Annotated in this window: 19 protein-coding genes; 5 read left to right on the top strand and 14 right to left on the bottom strand. The window is 74.0% G+C overall.

Going from position 1 to position 18,242, the window contains the following annotated elements:
• Window positions 1–102: 102 nt before the first annotated feature.
• The 4 genes from B082_RS40425 to B082_RS0126145 all read right to left on the bottom strand — a co-directional run bounded on the left by B082_RS40425 (window position 103) and on the right by B082_RS0126145 (window position 4,201).
• Complete coding sequence (locus B082_RS40425) at window positions 103–186, bottom strand: putative leader peptide (protein WP_309474722.1); 84 nt, start codon at window positions 184–186, stop codon at window positions 103–105.
• Window positions 187–335: 149 nt separating this feature from the next.
• On the bottom strand, window positions 336–944 hold the full coding sequence (locus tag B082_RS0126155) for a GNAT family N-acetyltransferase (RefSeq protein ID WP_018554757.1): 609 nt from the start codon (window positions 942–944) through the stop codon (window positions 336–338).
• Window positions 945–1,035: 91 nt separating this feature from the next.
• The gene (locus tag B082_RS0126150) at window positions 1,036–2,226 is read right to left on the bottom strand and encodes a GAF domain-containing protein (protein ID WP_234018242.1); all 1,191 of its coding nucleotides are present in this window, start codon (window positions 2,224–2,226) and stop codon (window positions 1,036–1,038) included.
• 337 nt (window positions 2,227–2,563) lie between these two features.
• On the bottom strand, window positions 2,564–4,201 hold the full coding sequence (locus B082_RS0126145; protein WP_018554755.1) for an acyl-CoA dehydrogenase family protein: 1,638 nt from the start codon (window positions 4,199–4,201) through the stop codon (window positions 2,564–2,566).
• Window positions 4,202–4,275: 74 nt separating this feature from the next.
• Between B082_RS0126145 and B082_RS0126140 the strand changes: the two genes are divergently transcribed.
• The gene (locus tag B082_RS0126140) at window positions 4,276–5,409 is read left to right on the top strand and encodes a YihY/virulence factor BrkB family protein (RefSeq protein ID WP_018554754.1); all 1,134 of its coding nucleotides are present in this window, start codon (window positions 4,276–4,278) and stop codon (window positions 5,407–5,409) included.
• A 27-nt stretch (window positions 5,410–5,436) separates the two neighbouring features.
• Here B082_RS0126140 and B082_RS0126135 read toward each other — a convergent pair whose 3' ends face one another.
• Entirely contained in the window at window positions 5,437–5,772 is a 336-nt protein-coding gene (locus B082_RS0126135; RefSeq protein WP_026250212.1) for a CU044_2847 family protein, read from the bottom strand.
• Window positions 5,773–5,830: 58 nt separating this feature from the next.
• Here B082_RS0126135 and B082_RS0126130 point away from each other — a divergent pair, with 58 nt between their 5' ends.
• On the top strand, window positions 5,831–6,526 hold the full coding sequence (locus tag B082_RS0126130; protein WP_018554752.1) for a helix-turn-helix domain-containing protein: 696 nt from the start codon (window positions 5,831–5,833) through the stop codon (window positions 6,524–6,526).
• 12 nt (window positions 6,527–6,538) lie between these two features.
• Here B082_RS0126130 and B082_RS0126125 read toward each other — a convergent pair whose 3' ends face one another.
• Genes B082_RS0126125 through B082_RS0126110 form a run of 4 tightly spaced genes read right to left on the bottom strand, consistent with a single transcriptional unit; the run spans window position 6,539 to window position 10,256 of the window.
• The gene (locus tag B082_RS0126125) at window positions 6,539–6,982 is read right to left on the bottom strand and encodes a VOC family protein (RefSeq protein WP_018554751.1); all 444 of its coding nucleotides are present in this window, start codon (window positions 6,980–6,982) and stop codon (window positions 6,539–6,541) included.
• Complete coding sequence (locus B082_RS0126120) at window positions 6,979–8,544, bottom strand: 3-hydroxyacyl-CoA dehydrogenase (protein ID WP_018554750.1); 1,566 nt, start codon at window positions 8,542–8,544, stop codon at window positions 6,979–6,981. The genes B082_RS0126125 and B082_RS0126120 overlap by 4 nt, the downstream gene beginning before the upstream one ends.
• A gap of 36 nt (window positions 8,545–8,580) precedes the next feature.
• Window positions 8,581–9,339: a 3-oxoadipate--succinyl-CoA transferase subunit B gene (locus tag B082_RS0126115; RefSeq protein ID WP_018554749.1), complete on the bottom strand. Its 759-nt coding sequence runs from the start codon at window positions 9,337–9,339 to the stop codon at window positions 8,581–8,583.
• A complete protein-coding gene (locus B082_RS0126110; protein WP_051094694.1) occupies window positions 9,336–10,256 on the bottom strand; it encodes a CoA transferase subunit A in 921 nt (306 codons plus the stop codon). Before B082_RS0126110 ends, B082_RS0126115 begins: the two co-directional genes overlap by 4 nt.
• 153 nt (window positions 10,257–10,409) lie before the next feature.
• On the opposite strand from B082_RS0126110, the gene B082_RS0126105 reads away from it, so the two are divergent.
• Window positions 10,410–11,318 carry a LysR family transcriptional regulator gene (locus B082_RS0126105; RefSeq protein ID WP_018554747.1) on the top strand — a complete coding sequence of 303 codons (909 nt, stop codon included), beginning with the start codon at window positions 10,410–10,412 and terminating at the stop codon, window positions 11,316–11,318.
• A 95-nt stretch (window positions 11,319–11,413) separates the two neighbouring features.
• Window positions 11,414–12,640, top strand: a complete 1,227-nt coding sequence (locus tag B082_RS0126100) for an acetyl-CoA C-acetyltransferase (RefSeq protein WP_018554746.1) — start codon at window positions 11,414–11,416, stop codon at window positions 12,638–12,640.
• Window positions 12,641–12,695: 55 nt separating this feature from the next.
• On the opposite strand, the gene B082_RS0126095 is transcribed toward B082_RS0126100, so the two are convergent.
• The 4 genes from B082_RS0126095 to B082_RS0126080 form a co-directional block, all read right to left on the bottom strand.
• Complete coding sequence (locus B082_RS0126095; RefSeq protein WP_018554745.1) at window positions 12,696–14,153, bottom strand: sialate:H+ symport family MFS transporter; 1,458 nt, start codon at window positions 14,151–14,153, stop codon at window positions 12,696–12,698.
• Between the two features lie 63 nt (window positions 14,154–14,216).
• Window positions 14,217–14,897, bottom strand: coding sequence for an N-acetylmannosamine-6-phosphate 2-epimerase (locus tag B082_RS0126090; RefSeq protein WP_018554744.1), 681 nt, complete (start codon window positions 14,895–14,897; stop codon window positions 14,217–14,219).
• Complete coding sequence (locus B082_RS0126085) at window positions 14,894–15,844, bottom strand: ROK family protein (RefSeq protein WP_018554743.1); 951 nt, start codon at window positions 15,842–15,844, stop codon at window positions 14,894–14,896. Before B082_RS0126085 ends, B082_RS0126090 begins: the two co-directional genes overlap by 4 nt.
• Window positions 15,841–16,800: a dihydrodipicolinate synthase family protein gene (locus B082_RS0126080; protein ID WP_018554742.1), complete on the bottom strand. Its 960-nt coding sequence runs from the start codon at window positions 16,798–16,800 to the stop codon at window positions 15,841–15,843. Before B082_RS0126080 ends, B082_RS0126085 begins: the two co-directional genes overlap by 4 nt.
• Window positions 16,801–16,950: 150 nt before the next feature.
• Here B082_RS0126080 and B082_RS0126075 point away from each other — a divergent pair, with 150 nt between their 5' ends.
• Complete coding sequence (locus B082_RS0126075; protein WP_018554741.1) at window positions 16,951–17,637, top strand: FadR/GntR family transcriptional regulator; 687 nt, start codon at window positions 16,951–16,953, stop codon at window positions 17,635–17,637.
• 12 nt (window positions 17,638–17,649) lie between these two features.
• Here B082_RS0126075 and B082_RS0126070 read toward each other — a convergent pair whose 3' ends face one another.
• Complete coding sequence (locus B082_RS0126070) at window positions 17,650–18,234, bottom strand: TetR/AcrR family transcriptional regulator (protein WP_018554740.1); 585 nt, start codon at window positions 18,232–18,234, stop codon at window positions 17,650–17,652.
• Between the last annotated feature and the right edge of the window lie 8 nt (window positions 18,235–18,242).

Genomic DNA, 18,242 nt, shown 5'->3' with positions numbered 1-18,242 from the left:
CGGGACTGCAGGAGGGCGGCTCTGAACTGCACACTCGCGTCTGGCGCGGCGGTGCGCAGGGCTGAACTGAAGCAAAGGGGGATCTCGGCGGTGCTGGGACTCTCAGCTCACCGGACAGATGGCGCTGGACATGCGGCCGAGGTCGACGTGGCGTCGACTCACCAAGGCAATTCCAGTTCCGGACATGACGGAAGCGTGTCATGGGGATCTCCGAGCAGTCCACCACTATCCATGATGTGGACGAGACTGTCCCGGTGCGTGAGACGATGTGGCGCCCGTCACGCGAGTGACGGGCGCCGGGGTGGAGCGTAAAACCGGACAAGCATGGGGAATTGCTACGGAAGCAGCTCGCGGCCCGAGCCGGGCCAGGGACCGGGCGTCGTCACCGGTTCCTCCAGTTCCGTGCGGGTGTCGAAGAGCCGGAAGCCGCGCCGCAGATAGTTGTCCATCGCGTGTGGACCGTCCTTCGAGCAGGTGTGCAGCCACACCCGCTTCGTCGCGGGCCGCCCCGGCCACCGCTCGGCCAGGTCCCAGGCGCGGGCCGTGCCGTACGACAGCAGATGACCACCGATCCGCCGGCCCCGGAAGGCCGGGATCAGCCCGAAGTACATGATCTCGACCACGCCGTCGTCCTGCGGGTCCAGTTCGATGTAGCCGGCCGGGGTCCCGTTCGCGTACGCCACCCAGGTCTCCGCACCCGGCCGGTCCAGGACCTCCTGCCACTGCGCGTACGACATCGACAGCCGGTCCGTCCACCGGACGTCACCGCCGACCGCCGTGTACAGGAAACGGCTGAACTCGGGCAGCGGCACCCCGGACCGTACGATCCGGACGTCCGCGTCCGGCACGGCTGACGGCCGCAGATCCCCGGGCGAGGTCTGCTCCAGCGACCAGATGGTCACCTCGTCGACGGCGGGGCCTGCGGGGCGTACGGGATTGCTCATGGCTGCCAGACAACCATGCCCCGCCGCCCGCGCCCAAGCCGGGTCCCGCACCGCCGCCGGCACCCGGGACCTGCGCGGACACCACCCCCGCTCAGGGGGTGCCGCGCCCCGCCACGACCACCGGGGCCTTCGAACGCGGCAGCAGATCCGCCGGGTCCTCCGGATGGATCACCTCCACCTCGACGCCCTCGCCGAACCGGTACGGGCGGTGCGCCAGCACCTCGGCGAGATGGCGCCGCAGCCGCGAGATCTCCGCCCGCACCGTCACCGTCCTGGTCGCGTCACCGAAGAGGTCCTGCGCCAGCTCCGACGCCGTACGGCCCTCGCGCCGCACCGCCAGCGCGTACAGCAGCTCGGCGTGGCGCGGGGAGAGCCGCTGCGTCCACGTCCCCACCGGGCTCACCACATTCACCGCCAGCGTGCGCGGCCGGCTCAGATCGAGCACCACCCGGCGCGGCGGGCTGTCCATCGCCCCGTCCGCCACCTGCACCAGCCAGCCGCCCGCCAGCGGCTCCACCCGGCACATGCCGAGCGACGGCAGCCACACCCGCCCCGGCTCCAGCGACTTCGGCAACGGCAGCCGGTCCACCGGAGGCATCCCCGTCACCGCCGCCGTCCAGCCGTGGGCGTCCACCGCCAGCGCCCGCCCGCCCAGCCGGCACAGGACCGGCGCGGCCACCGAACGCAGCCGGTCGATCGCCTCCAGATGCCGCACCCGGATCTCGCTCTCGGCCAGCCGGGCCACCGAACCCACCAGGGCCAGCGTCGCCGGGTGGAACGTGGAGGCGGGGCCGCTGATGTCGACGATCCCCATCAGCCGGCCGTCCCGCGGATCACGGACCGGTGCGGCGGCGCACGTCCAGCCGTGCAGACTGCGCACGAAGTGCTCCGCCGAGTGCACCCGCACCGGGGCGCGCGAGGCCAGCGCCGTACCGATCGCGTTGGTCCCGGTGCTCTCCTCCGACCACGCGGCGCCCTCCGCGAGACAGATGCCGTCGGCCCGGCGCAGCACCCCCGTGTTGCCCTGGCGCCACAGCACCCGGCCCTCCACATCGGTGACCACCATGATCTGCTGCGAGGCGTCCGCGATGCTCGCCAGCCCGTCGCTGAGCAGCGGCATCACCTCGCCCAGCGCCGAACTACGGCGCCGGTGCTCGATCTCGTCCGCCTCCAGCAGCCGGCTCTGCGTCGTCTGCTCGGGATCGATGCCGCTGCGCAGCACCCGGTCCCAGGACGCCCCGATCTCGGCCCGGGGCGTCGCGGGCATCCGGTCGCCCGCCATCCGCGCCTCCCGGGCCCGGTGCACCAGGCGCCTGGTCTGCGCGGTCTCCTGGGCCGTCAGCCGCACCACATCGACCGGAGTCGTCTCCACGCCGGTTCCCCCTCACACCCGTGGCCGGCCCATTCGCGGGGCCGCGCCCTCATCCTGCCGTCACAGGACCCCCGATACCGCAACTCCACACAATGGTTGCAACCCTCTGCAACTCTGGCGAGGGCCCCGGGCCCGTACAAGAGTGGCGGTACACCGCACGGCGGGGCTCCGGCCCCCAAGTCCGGTGTGTACAGCATGGGGGGTGGTGCCGTGTCGGCGCAGCATCACCCCCCGTCGCTGCCCCCGGTCAGTGCTCCACCGGCCGGGCCCGCTCCACCACCGACGCCAGATCCAGGGTGTGCGGCAGCGTCCCGAACGCGGCGCCCCCGTCCCCGCCCAGGCGCGAAGCGCAGAACGCGTCCGCCACCTCCGGCGGCGCCCAGCGCACCAGCAGCGAGCCCTGGAGCACCAGCGCGACGCGCTCCACCACCCGGCGGGCCCGCGCCTCGATCCCCGCCAGATCGGCCAGCTCCGTCAGCAGGTCCCTGATCGCCGCGTCGAGCCGGTGATCGGCGCCCCGGGCCCGCCCCACCTCCCGGAGGAACGCGTTCAGCGCGAGCGGTTCGCGCCGCAACGCCCGCAGCACGTCCAGCGCCTGGACGTTCCCCGAACCCTCCCAGATCGAGTTGAGCGGCGCCTCGCGCAGCAGCCGGGGCATGCCCGACTCCTCCACGTAGCCGTTGCCGCCCAGGCACTCCAGCGCCTCGCCCACCACGGACGCGCACCGCTTGGTCACCCAGTACTTCGCCGCCGGCACCGCGATCCGCAGGAACGCCGACTCGCTCTCGCCCCCTTCGTCGTACGCCGCCGCGAGCCGCATCGCCAGCACGGTCGCCGCCTCCGACTCCAGCGCCAGATCGGCCAGCACATTGCGCATCAGCGGCTTCTCCACGAGCGGCCCGCCGAACGCGGAGCGGTACGTCGTGTGGTGCACCGCCTGCGCCACCGCCTGCCGCATCAGCGCCGCCGAACCCGTCACACAGTCCAGCCGGGTCGCCGCCACCATGCCGATGACCGTGCGCACCCCGCGCCCCTCCTCACCGATCCGGCGCGCCCACGTCCCGTCGAACTCGACCTCGGCCGAGGCGTTCGACCGGTTGCCCAGCTTGTCCTTGAGCCGCTGGATCGCGAACGGATTGCGCGTGCCGTCCGGCAGCACCCGGGGCAGCAGGAAGCAGGTCGGCCCGTCCGGGGCCTGCGCCAGCACCAGGAAACCGTCGGACATCGGGGCCGAGCAGAACCACTTGTGCCCGGTCAGCAGATACTCGCCCTCGCCGGCCAGCGGCTCGGCGCGCGTCGTACCCGCCCGTACGTCGGAGCCGCCCTGCTTCTCCGTCATCGCCATGCCCAGCAGCGCCCCTGCCTTCCGCCCGGCCGGCCGCAGCCCCCGCTCGTAGACCCGCGAGGTCAGCAGCGGCTCCCACTCGGCGGCCACCTCGGGCTCGGCGCGCAGGGCCGGCACCGCGGCGTGCGTCATCGACAGCGGGCAGCCGTGCCCCGCCTCGGCCTGCGTCCACACGAGGAAGCCCGCCGCCCGGCGCACATGCCCGCCCGGCCGGTCCCAGGCAGCGGTCAGACCCGCGCCGACGCCATGGCCGAGCAGCCGGTGCCAGGCCGGGTGGAACTCCACCTCGTCGACGCGGTGTCCGTACCGGTCGTGCGTGCGCAGGACCGGCGGGTTCTCGTTGGCCTGCGCCCCCCAGGACGCCGCCTGGGCCGAGCCCGCGGACTGCCCGAGCCGCGCCAGCCCCTCCCTGGCCTCGTCCAGCACCCCGGCCGGAAGATGGCGTTCCACGGCCTCGCCGAGCACCCGGTCCGCGCCGAAGACGTCGTAGCCGAGAAGGGGAGGGGGCTGGTTGGACACGGTGTGGGTGGTGGCTGCCATGCCGATACGGTAAGGACGTGCAGGCAGCAAACGAAACACCCGAGCGGCCACCGGGCCGGCTCCACCGGGCCCGAGTGCTCTACCGCAACGTATCCAAGCGGCAGCTCGCCTGGCAGTTGCTCAAGGACACGGTCAACTCGTGCATGGAGTACCGCATCCTGGGACTCGCCGCCGAGGCGGCGTTCTTCACCCTGCTGTCCCTGCCCCCGCTGCTCCTCGGCCTGATCGGCCTGCTGGGCTACGTCGACGAGTGGACCAGCACCACCACGGTCGCCTCCATCGAGCGCAACATCCTCAGCGCCGCGCACACCATGCTCTCCGAGCGCGGCGTCAACGACTTCGCCAAACCGCTCCTGTCGGACGTCACCACCGGCGCCCGGCCGGACGTCATCTCCATCGGCTTCGCCATCGCCCTGTGGTCCGGCTCCCGCGCGGTCAACGTCTTCATCGACACGATCACCGTGATGTACGGGCTCGACGGCCAGCGCGGCATCGTCAAGACCCGGATGCTCGCCTTCCTGCTGTACGTGGTGGCGCTGCTGCTCGGCGCGGTGGTCCTGCCGCTGCTCGTGGTCGGTCCCGACCGGGTCGTCGAGCTCATACCGTGGGGCACCGAGGTCATCGCCGTCCTGTACTGGCCCCTGGTGATACTGCTGTCGGTCGCCTTCCTCACCACCCTCTACCACGTGTCCGTGCCGGTGCGTTCGCCGTGGATCGAGGACATGCCGGGCGCCCTGGTGGCGCTCGCGATGTGGGTGGTCGGCAGCTTCCTGCTGCGGATCTACCTCACCAGTACGGTCGAGGGCCCCACGATCTACGGATCGCTCGCCGCCCCCATCGCCGTGCTGCTGTGGATCGGCGTCTCCGCGTTCGCGGTGCTGGTGGGCGCCGCGGTGAACGCGGCCATCGACCGGGTCTGGCCCTCGGTCGCGACGGCCGCCGCCCGCGCCGCGAACGACCGGGTGCGCGCCGCCCAGGCCGCCGAGTTCGTGGCCCGCACCCAGGCGGAGAGCTGGCACGGCGGACCGCAGGACTACGACGAGGACGACGACGAGGACGACGAGGAGGGCGATGTGGGCGACAGCCCGTACATGCCGTCCGAGTTCCCCGAGCGCTGGTCGCGGTTCCTGCCGCCGGACGACGTGAAGTCCCGGCTCCAGCCCGGCCGCGACAAGGACGCGGACAAGCCGCACCCCCACGACGAGTGAGGCTCGGCCGGCGGCGGGCCCCGGCGGCTAGGGCCTGTCCCGCGCCCCCGGCGACCAGGACAGCTTCACCGTCAGATGTCCCTCCAGGGCGCTCTTCGCGATCACCGCTCCGGCCTCCGAGGTGATCTTCACGCCGAACTCCAGCTCCACCCCGTCCGGCTTCAGCGCCCCGTCCCGGAACACGTTGAGCGCCGACTCGGCGGCCGACCTGATGCCCTCAAGCGCGCTGTCGAAGGTGCGCCCGGCCCGCGCCAGGGCGTGATGCCCGTCGCGCGCCACCAACTGCGCACCGGGCGCGTGACGGTCGACCTCCACCGTCACCGTCGCCCCGCTGTCCGTGGTGAACTCCATCAGTGACGCCATGACCGCCCCCGGGTAGCCGATTACGCACGTGGTCGTGTCCGTGCACGAGACTAGTGCCATGGGCGTCAGCTACGAAGAGCGCGCGTCGCGACTGGACGGCGCGAAGGTGTGGACCGTGACCGTGCCGCCCGGCACGGCCCATCCGGTGCTGCCCGACGGCTGCATGGACCTGCTCTGGAGCGGCGACCGGCTGCTCGTCGCGGGACCGGACACCCACGCCGAGCCGCCCGCGGAGACCGGGGGCGCCTGGGCGGGCGTCCGCTTCGCCCCCGGCACCGCGCCCGCCCTGCTGGGCGTGCCCGCCCACGAACTGCGCGACCGCCGGGTCCCGCTGGCCGCCCTGTGGCCCGGCGCCCCGGTCCGCGAACTCACCGAGCGGGTCGCCGAGGCGGACGACCCGGCCACGGCCCTGGAGGACATCGCCCTGGACCGGGCGGCCGGTACCGCGCCGCCCGACCCGGTGATGCGCTCCGTCGCCGCACGGCTGGAGGCCGGAGCCACCGTCGCCGATGCGGCCAGGACCGCCGGACTCGGCGCCCGCCAGCTGCACCGCCGCTCCCTGGCCGCCTTCGGCTACGGGCCCAAGACGCTGGCCCGGGTGCTGCGGCTCCAGCGGGCGCTGGCCCTCGTGCGCTCCGGGCTGCCGTACGCGGACGCGGCGCTCGCGGCGGGCTGTGCCGACCAGGCGCACCTCGCCCGGGACATGCGCGACCTGGCCGGCACCACCCTGACCGCCTACTTCGGCCGCGCCTGAGGAGCCGGGGGTTCAGCTGGCGGCGGCGAACAGCGAGACCGCGCAGCCGTCCGGGTCGAGGACGACGGCGTACCGCTGCCCCCACACGGCGTCCCACGGCTTCAGGTGCCCCCGGTATCCGGCGCCGGTCAGGTCCGCGTAGACCGCGTCCACCTCCGCCGGGCTGTCGCACAGGAAGGCGAGCCCGATCCGGTCCCCGCCGGACGGCGGGGACCAGTCGGGGTCGAACGAGCGGACGGTGTCCTCGGTGTCCCACAGCAGGCGCCCGCCGCCCGGCAGGGTCACCTCGACATGGGGCGCGGATTCCGCGCCGGCCGGGACGCCGAGGCCGAGACGGCGGTAGAAGGCGAGCGATGCGGGCAGATCGGCGGTGGTGATGCCGATCGCGTCGAGTCGTGGAGTCATGCCCCGACCGTAGGCCGGGCCCCGGCCCACGGTCTTGAACGAATCGGTCATGCCCCGTCGCGGGGAACGCGGTCCACGTCCGCGGGCGAGGTGCCCGGGTCCGTCAGCGCCAGGCCCAGCGCGGCGCGTTCGGTGACCCAGCGGGTGGGGCGGTGGCGCGGGTCGCCGGTCGTGGCGTGCAGCGCCCGGTGCAGCCGGAGCACGCGGGCCGCCCCGACCCGCTCGCCCCAGGCCAGCGGGCCCACCGGATAGCCGAGCCCGGTCGTCACCGCCACGTCGATGTCGGCCGGGGCGGCGAGGGCGCGCTCCGCGATGGACGCCGCGACCGACACGATCGAGGCGAGCAGCCGCTGCGCGACCGACCCCGCCGTGTCCCGGACCACCGACACCGCGAACGGCTCGCCGCCGTCCGCCGGCCGGGCCAGCACCGCGCGGGCGTCCCCGGCCGCCGCCGGGTCAGCCGCCGGGGTCACCGCGAGCACCCGGCGCCGTCCGGCCGCCGGCAGCGGGTCCACGCCGAAGGTGCGGGCGGCGGGCAGCCCGTGCGCGGCCACCGCCGAAGCGACCGTGGTGCCCCAGACCGGGACCAGGACCAGCGCGTCGCCGGCGGGCCGCGCCCCGCTCCCGACCGTCGCGCCCGCCGCGGCCAGCGCCTCGCGGAGCGCGGCGGCGTCGGCCTCCTGCGCGGGGTCCGGGGCGAACACGTGCACCGGGCGGTCCGCGTCCCCGGTGACCGGCGGCTCGGGCGCGGGGCCGGTGGCCTCGGGGCCGTACGCGTACCAGCCGCGCCCGGTCTTGCGGCCGTGCAGGCCGGCCACCACCCGGTTCGGGGTCAGGAAGGAGGGCCGCAACCGGTCCTCGTGGCGGAAGCCCGTCCAGATCGAGTCGATGACGGCGGCGGTCACATCGAGCCCGGTGAGGTCCATCAGCTCGAACGGGCCCATCCGCAGCCCCAGCACGTCCCGGGCGATCCGGTCGATGTCCGCCGGCTCGCCGACGGTCTCCTCCAGCAGGGCCAGCGCCTCCGTCACCAGCCCGCGCCCGGCGTGGTTGACGAGGAAGCCGGGGGTGTCGGCGACGGTCACCGCGCGGTGGCCGCAGCTCTTCACGAGCGAGGTCAGCAGCGGCGGGATGTCCGGCCGGGTGGCGGCGCCGGGCACCACCTCCACGATCCGCATCAGCGGCACCGGGTTGAAGAAGTGCAGCCCGGCCAGGCGTGCCGGGTCCTTCAGCGTGGCGGCGATCCGGGTCACGGACAGCGAGGAGGTGTTGGTCGCGAAGACGGCGGAGGCGGGCAGCGCCCGCTCCAGGCGGCCGAAGACCTCGGCCTTGGTGTCCAGGTCCTCGCGCACGGCCTCGATCACCAGACCGACGTCCGGGCCCGCCGCCCACGGGTCGTCCAGCGGGACCAGCCGCTCCAGCGCGGCCGCCGCGTCCCCGGCGGCCATCCGGCCCTTGGCGACGGCCCGCTCCAGCATGGACCCCACGAAGGCGACCGCGTCCGTCACCGCCTCGGTGCGTACGTCGCACAGCTCCACGGTGTGTCCGGCCGAGGCCGCCCACTGGGCGATGCCGCGGCCCATGGCTCCGGCGCCGACGATCCTGATACGCATGCGGGTCATGGTCCTCTCGATAGGGGCGGTGGCGGCTCAGCGCAGGTACACGCGGCCCGGGTCGACATCCTCGCGCAGCAGCCGCAGCTCCTCGCGGGTCGGGGGCGCGACCTCCTCCACCGTGCCGGCGACCCGCAGGTCCCAGCCGGTCGCGGCCCTGACCTGCTCGACGGTGACGCCGGGCTGGACGGCGACCAGCTGCAGCTCGTCGCCGGCACCCTCGCGGGCCAGGATGCCCAGCTCCGTGATGACCCGGGTGACACCCGAGCCCAGCGGGCGGATTCCGTCGGCCAGGGCGCGGTCCGGGCCCGGCGTGGTGCAGAAGTCGAGCTCCGCGGTGAAGGAGCGGGGGTGGTGGCGGCGCATCACCACGAAGACCTCGCGGGAGTTGGCCATCACCTCGACCCCGCCGCCCGAACCGGGCAGCCGGACGTCCGGGCGCTCCCAGTCCCCGATCACCGAGGTGTTGAGATCGCCGTGACGGTCGATCTGCGCGGCCCCCAGGAAACCGACGTCGATATGGCCGCCCTGGAGCACCGAACCGAAGAGCATCGGCATCGGGATCACCGCCTCGGCGCCCGTGATCAGGACCGCGTCCGCGATGGTCTCCGGCAGATGCGAGGGGTGCGCGCCGCACACCCCGGACTCGTACACCACCTCCAGCTCCGGGGCGACCGTCAGCCGGGCCAGTTCGGTGGCGAGCGTCGGCAGCCCGATCCCGGCGAACACGGTGCTGCGCGCGGCCAGTTCCCGGGAGGCGACGACGGAGAGCAGTTCGGAGGAGGTGACGGTCATGACAGCCGCCGCCCGTAGTTCACGGGCGCGCTCAGCGCCTCACCGACGGCGAGCCCCGCCCAGTGCTCGGCGCCGAGCTTCGCGACGTACTCGGCGTGGTCGGCGGTGCCGCGCACCCACTCGTCCAGCCAGTCCTGGAGCCGGCCGGGGTCCTTGCTGATGTGCGACCAGGCCCGGTAGAAGGCATTGTCCCGGTCGTAGTAGCCCTGCGCGAACGACGGGTGGGCGCCGCGCGGGCAGTGGACGACGGCGTCGACCGCGTGGGCGGGGACGAGGGTGCGGTTGGGGTCCGAGCGGATCACCTCGTCGTCCACGATCTCCTCCACGACGACGACCGCCCGGTCCGCCGCGTACACCGCCTCGGCCTGCACTCCGGTCAGCCCCCACATCTGGGTGTTGCCGCGCCGGTCGGCGCGCTGGGCGTGGATGAACGTCACATCCGGGTTGACGGGCGGTACGACGTAGATCTGCTCGGGCTCGCCGTCCGGGCCGGGGTACGGCGATGTCACCTTGCGCAGGGCGCTGTTGACGGACGGCAGGTCGCTGCCGCCGTAACTGCGCAGCGGGTGGAACGGCAGCCGCTGCGCCCCGGCGAGATAGCGGCAGACCATCCCGTAGTGGCTGTACTCCTCGAAGGCCAGCGGTTCCGGGTCCGCGCGCTCCACCCGGCGGCGCAGCTCACCGAGCGAGCCGGCCGAGGAGTTGCCCACGAACGAGGAGACCAGCCGGGTCACACAGCCCGCCGCGATCATCTGGTCCACCACGATGTCCGCGGTCATCCGGACGACCGTGAGGTCCCGGCGGCCCTGGCGGATGATCTCGTGCCCGGCGGCGACCGGGATGAGATGGGTGAAGCCTTCGAGGCAGACGGTGGCGCCGTCCTGGACGTACGCCGCCACCGCCGCGCTCATCGCCATCGTCTTGTCCTTGCGGGCCACGGTGCTCCTTTGTCCGGGCGGGCTCCGCCCCACCGTGCCAGCGGTCATTGAGGGCTGTCCAATACCGAATTAAGGTGGGATCAGGACGCCGGACGAATCAATGGCGTCGTCGGACCGACCGGAAGGACCGGCGTGGAGCTGCGTCATCTCTCCGCGTTCCTCGCCGTGGCGGAGGAGCTGCACTTCGGCAGGGCCGCGAAGCGGCTCCAGATGGCACAGCCGCCGCTGAGCCAGCAGATCCGCCGGCTGGAGAAGGAACTCGGCGTCCAGCTGTTCGAACGCAACACCCGCTCGGTGCGCCTCACCAGCGCGGGGGAGTCGTTCCTCCAGCCGGTGCGGACCGTGCTGGACGACCTGGACACAGCGGTACGGGCGGCGCGGGCCGCCGGGCGGGGCGAGTACGGGCGGGTCGGCATCGGCTTCGCGGGTGCCTCCAGCCACGAGACCCTGCCGCTGCTGACCCGCGCGGTGCGGGCCGCCCACCCCGCGATCGAGCTGGTCATGACCGGTCAGACCTATGCCAACGTGGCGCTCGCCCGGGTCGCGGACGGCTCCCTGGACCTGGGCTTCGTACGGCTTCCGGTCACCCAGCCCGGCGTGGTCTGCCGGGTGATCGACGAGGAGGTCCTGGTGTGTGCGCTGCCCTTCGACCATCCGCTCGCCGCCAGCGCCGAGATCCCTCTCGACGCGCTGGCCGGGGAGCCGTTCGTCTCGTTCCCCGCGAACAGCGGCTCCACCGTGCGCGACGCGATGGTGGAGGCCTGTGAGGCCGCCGGGTTCCACCCGAGGGTGGTGCAGGAGGCGCCCGACTCGTACACCATCCTGGCGCTGGTCGCGGCGGGCGTCGGGGTGACGCTGACCGTCACCTCCGTCCAGCACATCCAGCAGAACGGCCTCGTCTACCGGCCGCTGGCCGGGCCACCCATCAGAAGGCAGGCGGCGCTGGCCTGGCGGGCGGACAACCCCTCGGCCGCCCTGCGCGCCGTGCTCGCCGTCGCGGAGAGCGCCCTGCCGACCCCATTGAGACCCGACGCGTCTTGAATCAGGGGGAACTGGATATTGGACCGACTCAGTCACCGGGTGCGAGGGTCGGATCACACCCTTGTCCCCTGCCCCACACCCCGGAAGGCCCCGCCGTGCCCGACCCCCTCGATGTCGTGATCTGCGAACCCCTGCGCACCCCCATCGGCCGTTTCGGCGGGGTGTTCGCCGGGGAGAAGCCGGCCGCCCTCGCCGCCCGTGTCATCGCCGAGGTCGTCGCCCGCACCGGCATCGACCCCGACCGGGTGGACGAGGTGATCCTCGGCCACTCCTACCCCTCGGCCGAAGCCCCCGCCATCGGCCGGGTCGCCGCCCTGGACGCCGGGCTCCCGCAGACGGTCACCGGCATCCAGACCGACCGCCGCTGCGGCTCCGGGCTCCAGGCGGTCCTGGACGCGGCCATGCAGATCCGCGCCGGATTCAGCGAGGTCGTCATCGCGGGCGGCGTCGACGTGATGAGCGCGGCCCCCTACTACACGCACGACGGGCGCTGGGGCATCAAGGGCCCCGGCCTCCAGCTCCACGACGCGCTCGCCCGGGGCCGGGTCACCGCGGGCGGCATCCACCATCCCGTACCCGGCGGCATGATCGAGACCGCCGAGAACCTGCGCCGGGCGTACGGCATCAGCCGCGCCGACCAGGACGCGCTGGCCCTGCGCTCGCAGCGGCGGGCCGGCCGGGCGGCCGCCGAGGGCCGGTACGAGGCCGAGATCGTCCCGGTCACGGTGAAGACCAGGAAGGCCGAGACGGTGGTCACCGCGGACGAGCACCCCCGCCCCGACACCACCGCCGAACAGCTCGCCGCGCTCCGCCCGGTCATGCTGAAGTCCGACCCGGAGGCCACCGTCACCGCGGGCAACGCCAGCGGCCAGAACGACGCGGCGGCCGCCTGCCTGGTGACGAGCGCCGCCACCGCCGAACGGCTCGGCCTCGTCCCGCTGGTGCGGCTGGTCTCCTTCGCCAGGGCCGGGGTGCCCGCCGCCACCATGGGCCTCGGCCCGGTCCCCGCCACCCACGCCGCGCTCGGCCGGGCCGGCCTCACGCCGGCCGACCTCGACCTGATCGAGCTGAACGAGGCGTTCGCCGCCCAGGTGCTGGCCTGCACCCGGGAGCTGGGCCTCGGGGAGAAGGACCACGAGGAGCGGATCAACGTGAACGGCTCCGGTGTCTCGCTCGGCCACCCCGTCGGCGCCACCGGAGCCCGCATCCTCGCCACCCTCACCCGGGAACTGCACCGCCGCGAGGCGCGCTACGGCCTGGAGACCATGTGCATCGGCGGCGGCCAGGGCCTCGCCGCGGTCTTCGAGCGCGTCGCGGCCTGAGACCCGCGGACGCCGCCGGGGCGCACGGCCCCGGCGGCGCACGCACCGGCCGGCCCTACCGCTCCACGGCGGCGACCGGCCCGTCCGGCGCCGGACCCGCCGCCAGGTGATCGTCCCGGGCGTCCGGGTCGGCCAGCCGGTTCAGCCGGGCCGGTACGTCGAAGCCGACCAGCAGGACCACGATCACCGTGCCGGCGAACGTCAGCACCGCCAGGGCCCGGCCCAGGTCCATGCCGGAGGCCAGATGCGCCCCGAGGACCGGGGCGACGGCCCCGCCGAGAGCACCCACGTTGTACGTGAAGCCGAGCGCGGCGCCCCGGCTGCGGGTCGGGAAGTGGCCGCCGATGTAGCGGGGGAGCAGGCCGGAGATGCCGAAACTCGTCGCCTGGAGCAGGAAGAGCAGGACGCCGAGCAGCAGCAGGTTGTTCTCCACCGCGAAGACCGGGTAGACGAAGGCGAGCGAGGCCAGCAGTGTCAGCGCGTACGCCTTCTTCGTACCGATCCGGTCGCCGAGGAAGCCCGCCGTCCAGCACCCGGCCATGGTGCCGAAGCCCGCGAAGTACAGGACGTCGGTGACCTGCCCCGTCGTGTAGCCCAGCTCCGTCTTCAGGTATGTCGGCAGCAGGGCCTGGATCGGCCAGGAGTACAGGAACGCGAAGAACAGCGTCACGATCATCGACAGGTACAGCACCCAGCCGCGCCTGCCGCCCAGCTGCACGGCCAGTGCGGCGAGCGAGAGCGCGGCGACCACCGAGAGCATCGGGACCATGCCGGAGCCGCCCGGGGTGAAGACGAGGAACAGCGAGAGCGTGGCGACGGCCACCAGGACCGTGTTGGCGGTGGCCCGGCGCGGGGTCAGGAACAGCGGGCGGAACGGGTTGGGCTTCGCGCCCTCGTCCGCGACGGACTCCGTCCACTCCTCCGCCTCCGGCAGCGCCCGCCGCATCCACAGCGCGACCGCTATCGGGATCAGGCCGAGGTAGAACATCCAGCGCCAGCCGAGCGAGGGCACCACCCAGTCGTAGACCTGGGCCGCGAGCACCGAACCCACCGAGAAGCCGGAGATCAGAAAGCCGCTGGCCCGGTTGCGCAGCGCGGGCGGCCAGCTCTCCATGACGTACGTGGAGCTGGCGCTGTACTCACCGGCCATGCCCATGCCGATGGCCAGCCGGGCGGCGAACAGGCTGTGGTAGTTCCACGCGAACCCGCAGGCGAAGGTGCCCAGCGAGTACAGCAGGATGCTCACCACCATCGACAGCTTGCGGCCGTAGCGGTCGCCGAGGGCACCGAGCACGGCACCGCCGAGCCAGCGGGTGATGAACGCGCCGGAGACCAGACTGGCGGCCTGCACCGTGCTCAGCCCGAAGTCGTCACTGATCTCGGTCAGGACGAGGGTGATCAGCACGAAGTCGAAGCCGTCCAGGACGTAGCCGATCCAGGCGGCGAAGAACGACTTCCACTGGGTGCGGCTCACCTGGCGGTACCAGGGGAGCGTGGGGGGTGTGGTGTGCACGGTGACTCCAGGATGCGGGACGGCGTTCGTCGTTGAACAGCCGCCCCGCTGGGTGGGGGCAGATCAGGGCCGGGCGATACCCGCGACGAAGCGGCTGGTCAGGGCCGTGGGGGCGGTGATGGCCGTGCCGACGACGACGCTGTGCGCTCCGCGCGCCAGAGCCTCGGCCGCGTCCTCGGGGGTGTTGAGGCGGCCCTCGGCGACGACGGGTACGTCGATGGCGGCGGCGAGCCGGGCGACCAGGTCGAGGTCGGGGCCGGTCTGCTTCGGCTGCCCCGGGACGTAGCCGGACAGGGTCGTGGAGACGAAGTCCGCGCCCAGCCCGGCGGCGGTGACGCCTTCGGCGAGGGTGGAGACGTCGGCCATGACGAGGGCGCCGGCCGCGTGGACCGCCTCGACCAGCTCGGCGAAGGTCGAACCGTCGGGGCGCGGCCGGTCGGTGGCGTCGGCGGCGACCACCGCAGCACCGGCCTCGGCGACCGCCAGGGCGTGCCGGACGGTCGGGGTGATGTAGACCCCGACGTCGCCGTCCTTCCACAGGCCGATGACCGGCAGGTCGACGGCGGCGACGATCGCGGCGACGACCTCCGGCTCGTTGGCGCGGATCGCCGCGCCGCCGCCGGCGACGGCCGACCGCGCGAGCCGCACCAGCGTGGAGGTCTCCCGCATCGGGTCGCCGGGGGGCGCCTGGCAGGACACGATCAGCTTGCCCTGGAGAGTGGTGGCCAGTTCCTGTGCGCTCATCGGAGAGCTCCCGGGTGGTGGAGGGGAAGGGTGGTGGTGAGGGCGGCGGCGCCGAGCACGGCCGCGTCGTGGCCGAACAGCGGGGCGCGCGGTACGAGCCCGCGCAGCGGCCCCATCAGCTCGGCGGCGAAGGCGGCGCGCAGGGCGTCCTCGTACAGCGCGCCGATGCGCGGGACGCCGCCGCCGACGACGACCCGGTCGGGGCCGAGCGCGTTGGCGAGCCCGCCGAGGACGTGGCCCGCGGCCGCCGCGCCCGTGGTGATGGCGGTGACGGCGTCGGCGTCGCCTTCGGCGGCGCGGGCGGCGACGGTCTCCAGCCGGTCCACGGGGGCACCGGCCAGCCGGGCGTAGTGGGCGGCGATGCCCGGCCCGGACGCGATGACCTCCAGATGGCCGGTGGCCCCGCAGGTGCAGGGCAGCTGGGCCGCCTCCGGGCTCGGCAGGTGGCCGAGGTGCCCGGCGATGCCGGAGGCGCCGTGCAGCATCCGTCCGTCGGACGCGAGGGCGCCGCCGACGCCGGTGCCGATGGCCGCGAACAGCAGGGAGGCGTGCTCGTTGCCCTCGGCGCGCAGCGCGTCGAGCTCGGGGCCCGCGGTGGCGCGTACGTCGTTGTCGCAGGCCACCGCGTAGCCCGTGCGGTCGGCCAGGCCGGCGCCCAGCGCGGTGCCGGCCCAGCCGCGGAGCGAGTCCGTGGCGCTGGTGACCATGCCGCTGCGGGGGTCGATCACCCCGGCCGCCGCGATGCCGAGCACGGCGGCGCGGCGGCCCGGGTCGACCTCGGCGGCGGCCGCCGCCAGCGCGTCGAGCACCGCGTCGGCGCCCTCCTGGGCCGGGGTGGGCCTGCTGTGCCGGGCCAGGACCGCGCCGTCCGCGCCGAACAGCGCGGCGGCGATCTTCGTACCGCCCAGGTCGAGGCCGACGACGGGGCCCGGTGCCGGACGCGTCATCGGACCGGCGGCAGACCGGCGTCGCGCAGCCGTCGGGCGACGAGCGCGACGGACTGGGCGGACAGCTGGATCTGCGGGAAGGCGGTGTCGCCGCACGCGATGACGCCGAGCAGCTGGAGCGCCGCCTTGAACGAGCCGAGCGCCGACGAGCTGCGGCCCATGTCCGCCTCGGGGCCGGCGTCGACCATCGCGAACAGCTCGATCAGCCGCTCCTGCTCCTTGGCGGCCGGCGTCCAGTCCCCGGCGCGCGCGGCGTCGTAGAGCCGTACGTAACCGGCCGGGTCCACGTTGCCGAGACCGGGGACGACCCCGTCGGCGCCGGCCAGCAGGGCCGCGTCCACGGTCAGTTCGGAACCGGTGAGGATGCTGAACTCCGGGACCGGTCCGTGCGCGCGCCCCTCGCGGCCGCCGAGCTCCACCACGAGCCTGCGCAGCCCGCCCTCGTCGCCGCTGCTGTCCTTGAGCCCGGCCAGCGTGCCGTCCTCGGCCAGCTCACGGACCAGGGCCGCCGAGAGCTTGCTCTGCACGGAGACCGGGAGGTCGTACGCGAACAGCGGCAGGTCCACATCGGCGCGCAGCCGGCGGAAGTGGGCGGCGATCTCCTTGGGGTGGGTGCGGGTGTAGAACGGCGCGGTCGCGACCAGGGCGTCGGCGCCGAGCGCGGCGGCGGCCCTGGCGTGCTCGGCGACCCGGGCGGTGGTGGTGTCGATGACCCCGGCCAGGACCGGGACGCGGCCGTCGGTGGCGTTGACGACGGTCTCCAGGACCGTGGCACGCTGCTCGTCGGTGAGGTAGGCGACCTCGCTGGTGGAGCCGAGCGCGAACAGCCCGTGCACGCCGCCGCCGATGAGGTGCTCGACGAGCCGGACGAGGGACGCGGTGTCGACCTCCCCCCGGGGGTCGAGCGGGGTGCAGACCGGTGGGACGACGCCGCGCAGCGGTGCGGTCAGAGACATGGTGGAAGGCTCCAGCTGATCGGGATGCCGGTCCGGGACCGAACGGCTACCCGGATCGAGACGTGAGACGTAAGATGTCCTATGTCTGCTTCACCTTAATCAGATGCTCCTGCGACCGGTCAAGGGGCAAAGGCACCTCGGGAGGACGTTGTGGCGCGGCCCACCATGGCTCAGGACATCGAGCGAAGGATCAAGGAACTCATCCTGGAGCGCCGCCTCGCACCGGGCGACGCCCTGCCCACCGAGGCCGAGCTGATGGACCTCTTCGAGGCCGGCCGGGTCTCCGTGCGGGAGGCCCTGAAGTCGCTCCAGGCGGTCAATGTCGTGGAGATCCGCCGGGGTTACGGGACCTTCGTCGGCTCGCTCTCCCTGTCGCCGTTCGCCGAGGGGCTGGCCTTCCGCGCGGCCGTCCGCCACCGCCAGGGCGAGCCGGGCCTCGCCGAGCTGATGAGGGTGCGCGAGGCGCTGGAGGCCGGGCTCGTCGGGACCGTCGCGGCCGGCGTCCCGGGCGAGGACATCGACGTGCTGCGCGGGCTCGTCGAGAAGATGGAGGCGGAAGCGGGCGGCGGACGGGTGGCACGCGCCACGGACCGGGCCTTCCACCTCGCCCTTTACGCCTCGCTCGACAACCACCTGCTCAGCGAGGTGCTCGACGCGTTCTGGGCGGCGATGGACCGGGTGCGCGAGGACTTCGACGACGGCCACCAGGACCCCTGGGTCACCTGCTCCCAGCACCGGGAGATCGTGGAGGCGGTCGCGTCGGCCGACGGTGAACGCGCGGTACGGGCGATGCGCACCCACTTCGACGGCATCCGGGACCGGCTGAACGCCGGCTGAGAGCGGGCGGCGTCAGGCGGGGGCGCCCGTGACCGCCGTGACCGCCATCCGGACCGCGCGCCCGGACACCGCCGCGTAGTCGTCGCCCGCCTCGATCGCCGTCGTGGCGGCGTTCACGATGCCCTGGAGCAGGACCGCCGTGCGGCGCGGATCGTCCTCGCCCAGCTCGGTGAGCGCGCCGATCAGCGGGGTCAGCAGCTCCGCGTGGGCCCGGCCGGCGCTCTCCCGGACCAGGTTCGCGTCGCGCACCCCGGCCAGCGCCTGCGCGATCCGGTGCTCACCGGTCCGCACCAGCTCCAGCTGCGCGGACACATGGGCGGCGATCCGCTCCCGGGGCGTGTGCGCCGCCGCCATGCCCGCCCGGATCGCGTCGGTCCAGCGGGGCATCGCGTCCTCGACGACGGCCGCGAGGAGCTCGGGCCGGCCGGGGAAGTACTTGTAGACGCTGTTGCGCGCCAGGCCGGTGGACCGGGCCACCGCCGCGAACGTCACCGCGTCGGCGTCGCCGCCCTCCAGCAGCTCGCGCGCCGCCCGCACCAGAGCCAGCCGTTGCTGGGCGTGGTGCTCGGCGACCGTGGCGGCGCTGATCCGGGGCATCCGCCCAG

Source organism: Streptomyces sp. ATexAB-D23, from assembly GCF_000373645.1.
GTDB classification, from domain to species: domain Bacteria; phylum Actinomycetota; class Actinomycetes; order Streptomycetales; family Streptomycetaceae; genus Streptomyces; species Streptomyces castrisilvae.
The sequence above is the reverse complement of the archived record's forward strand: the minus strand, read 5'-3'. Positions and strand labels throughout refer to the sequence as shown.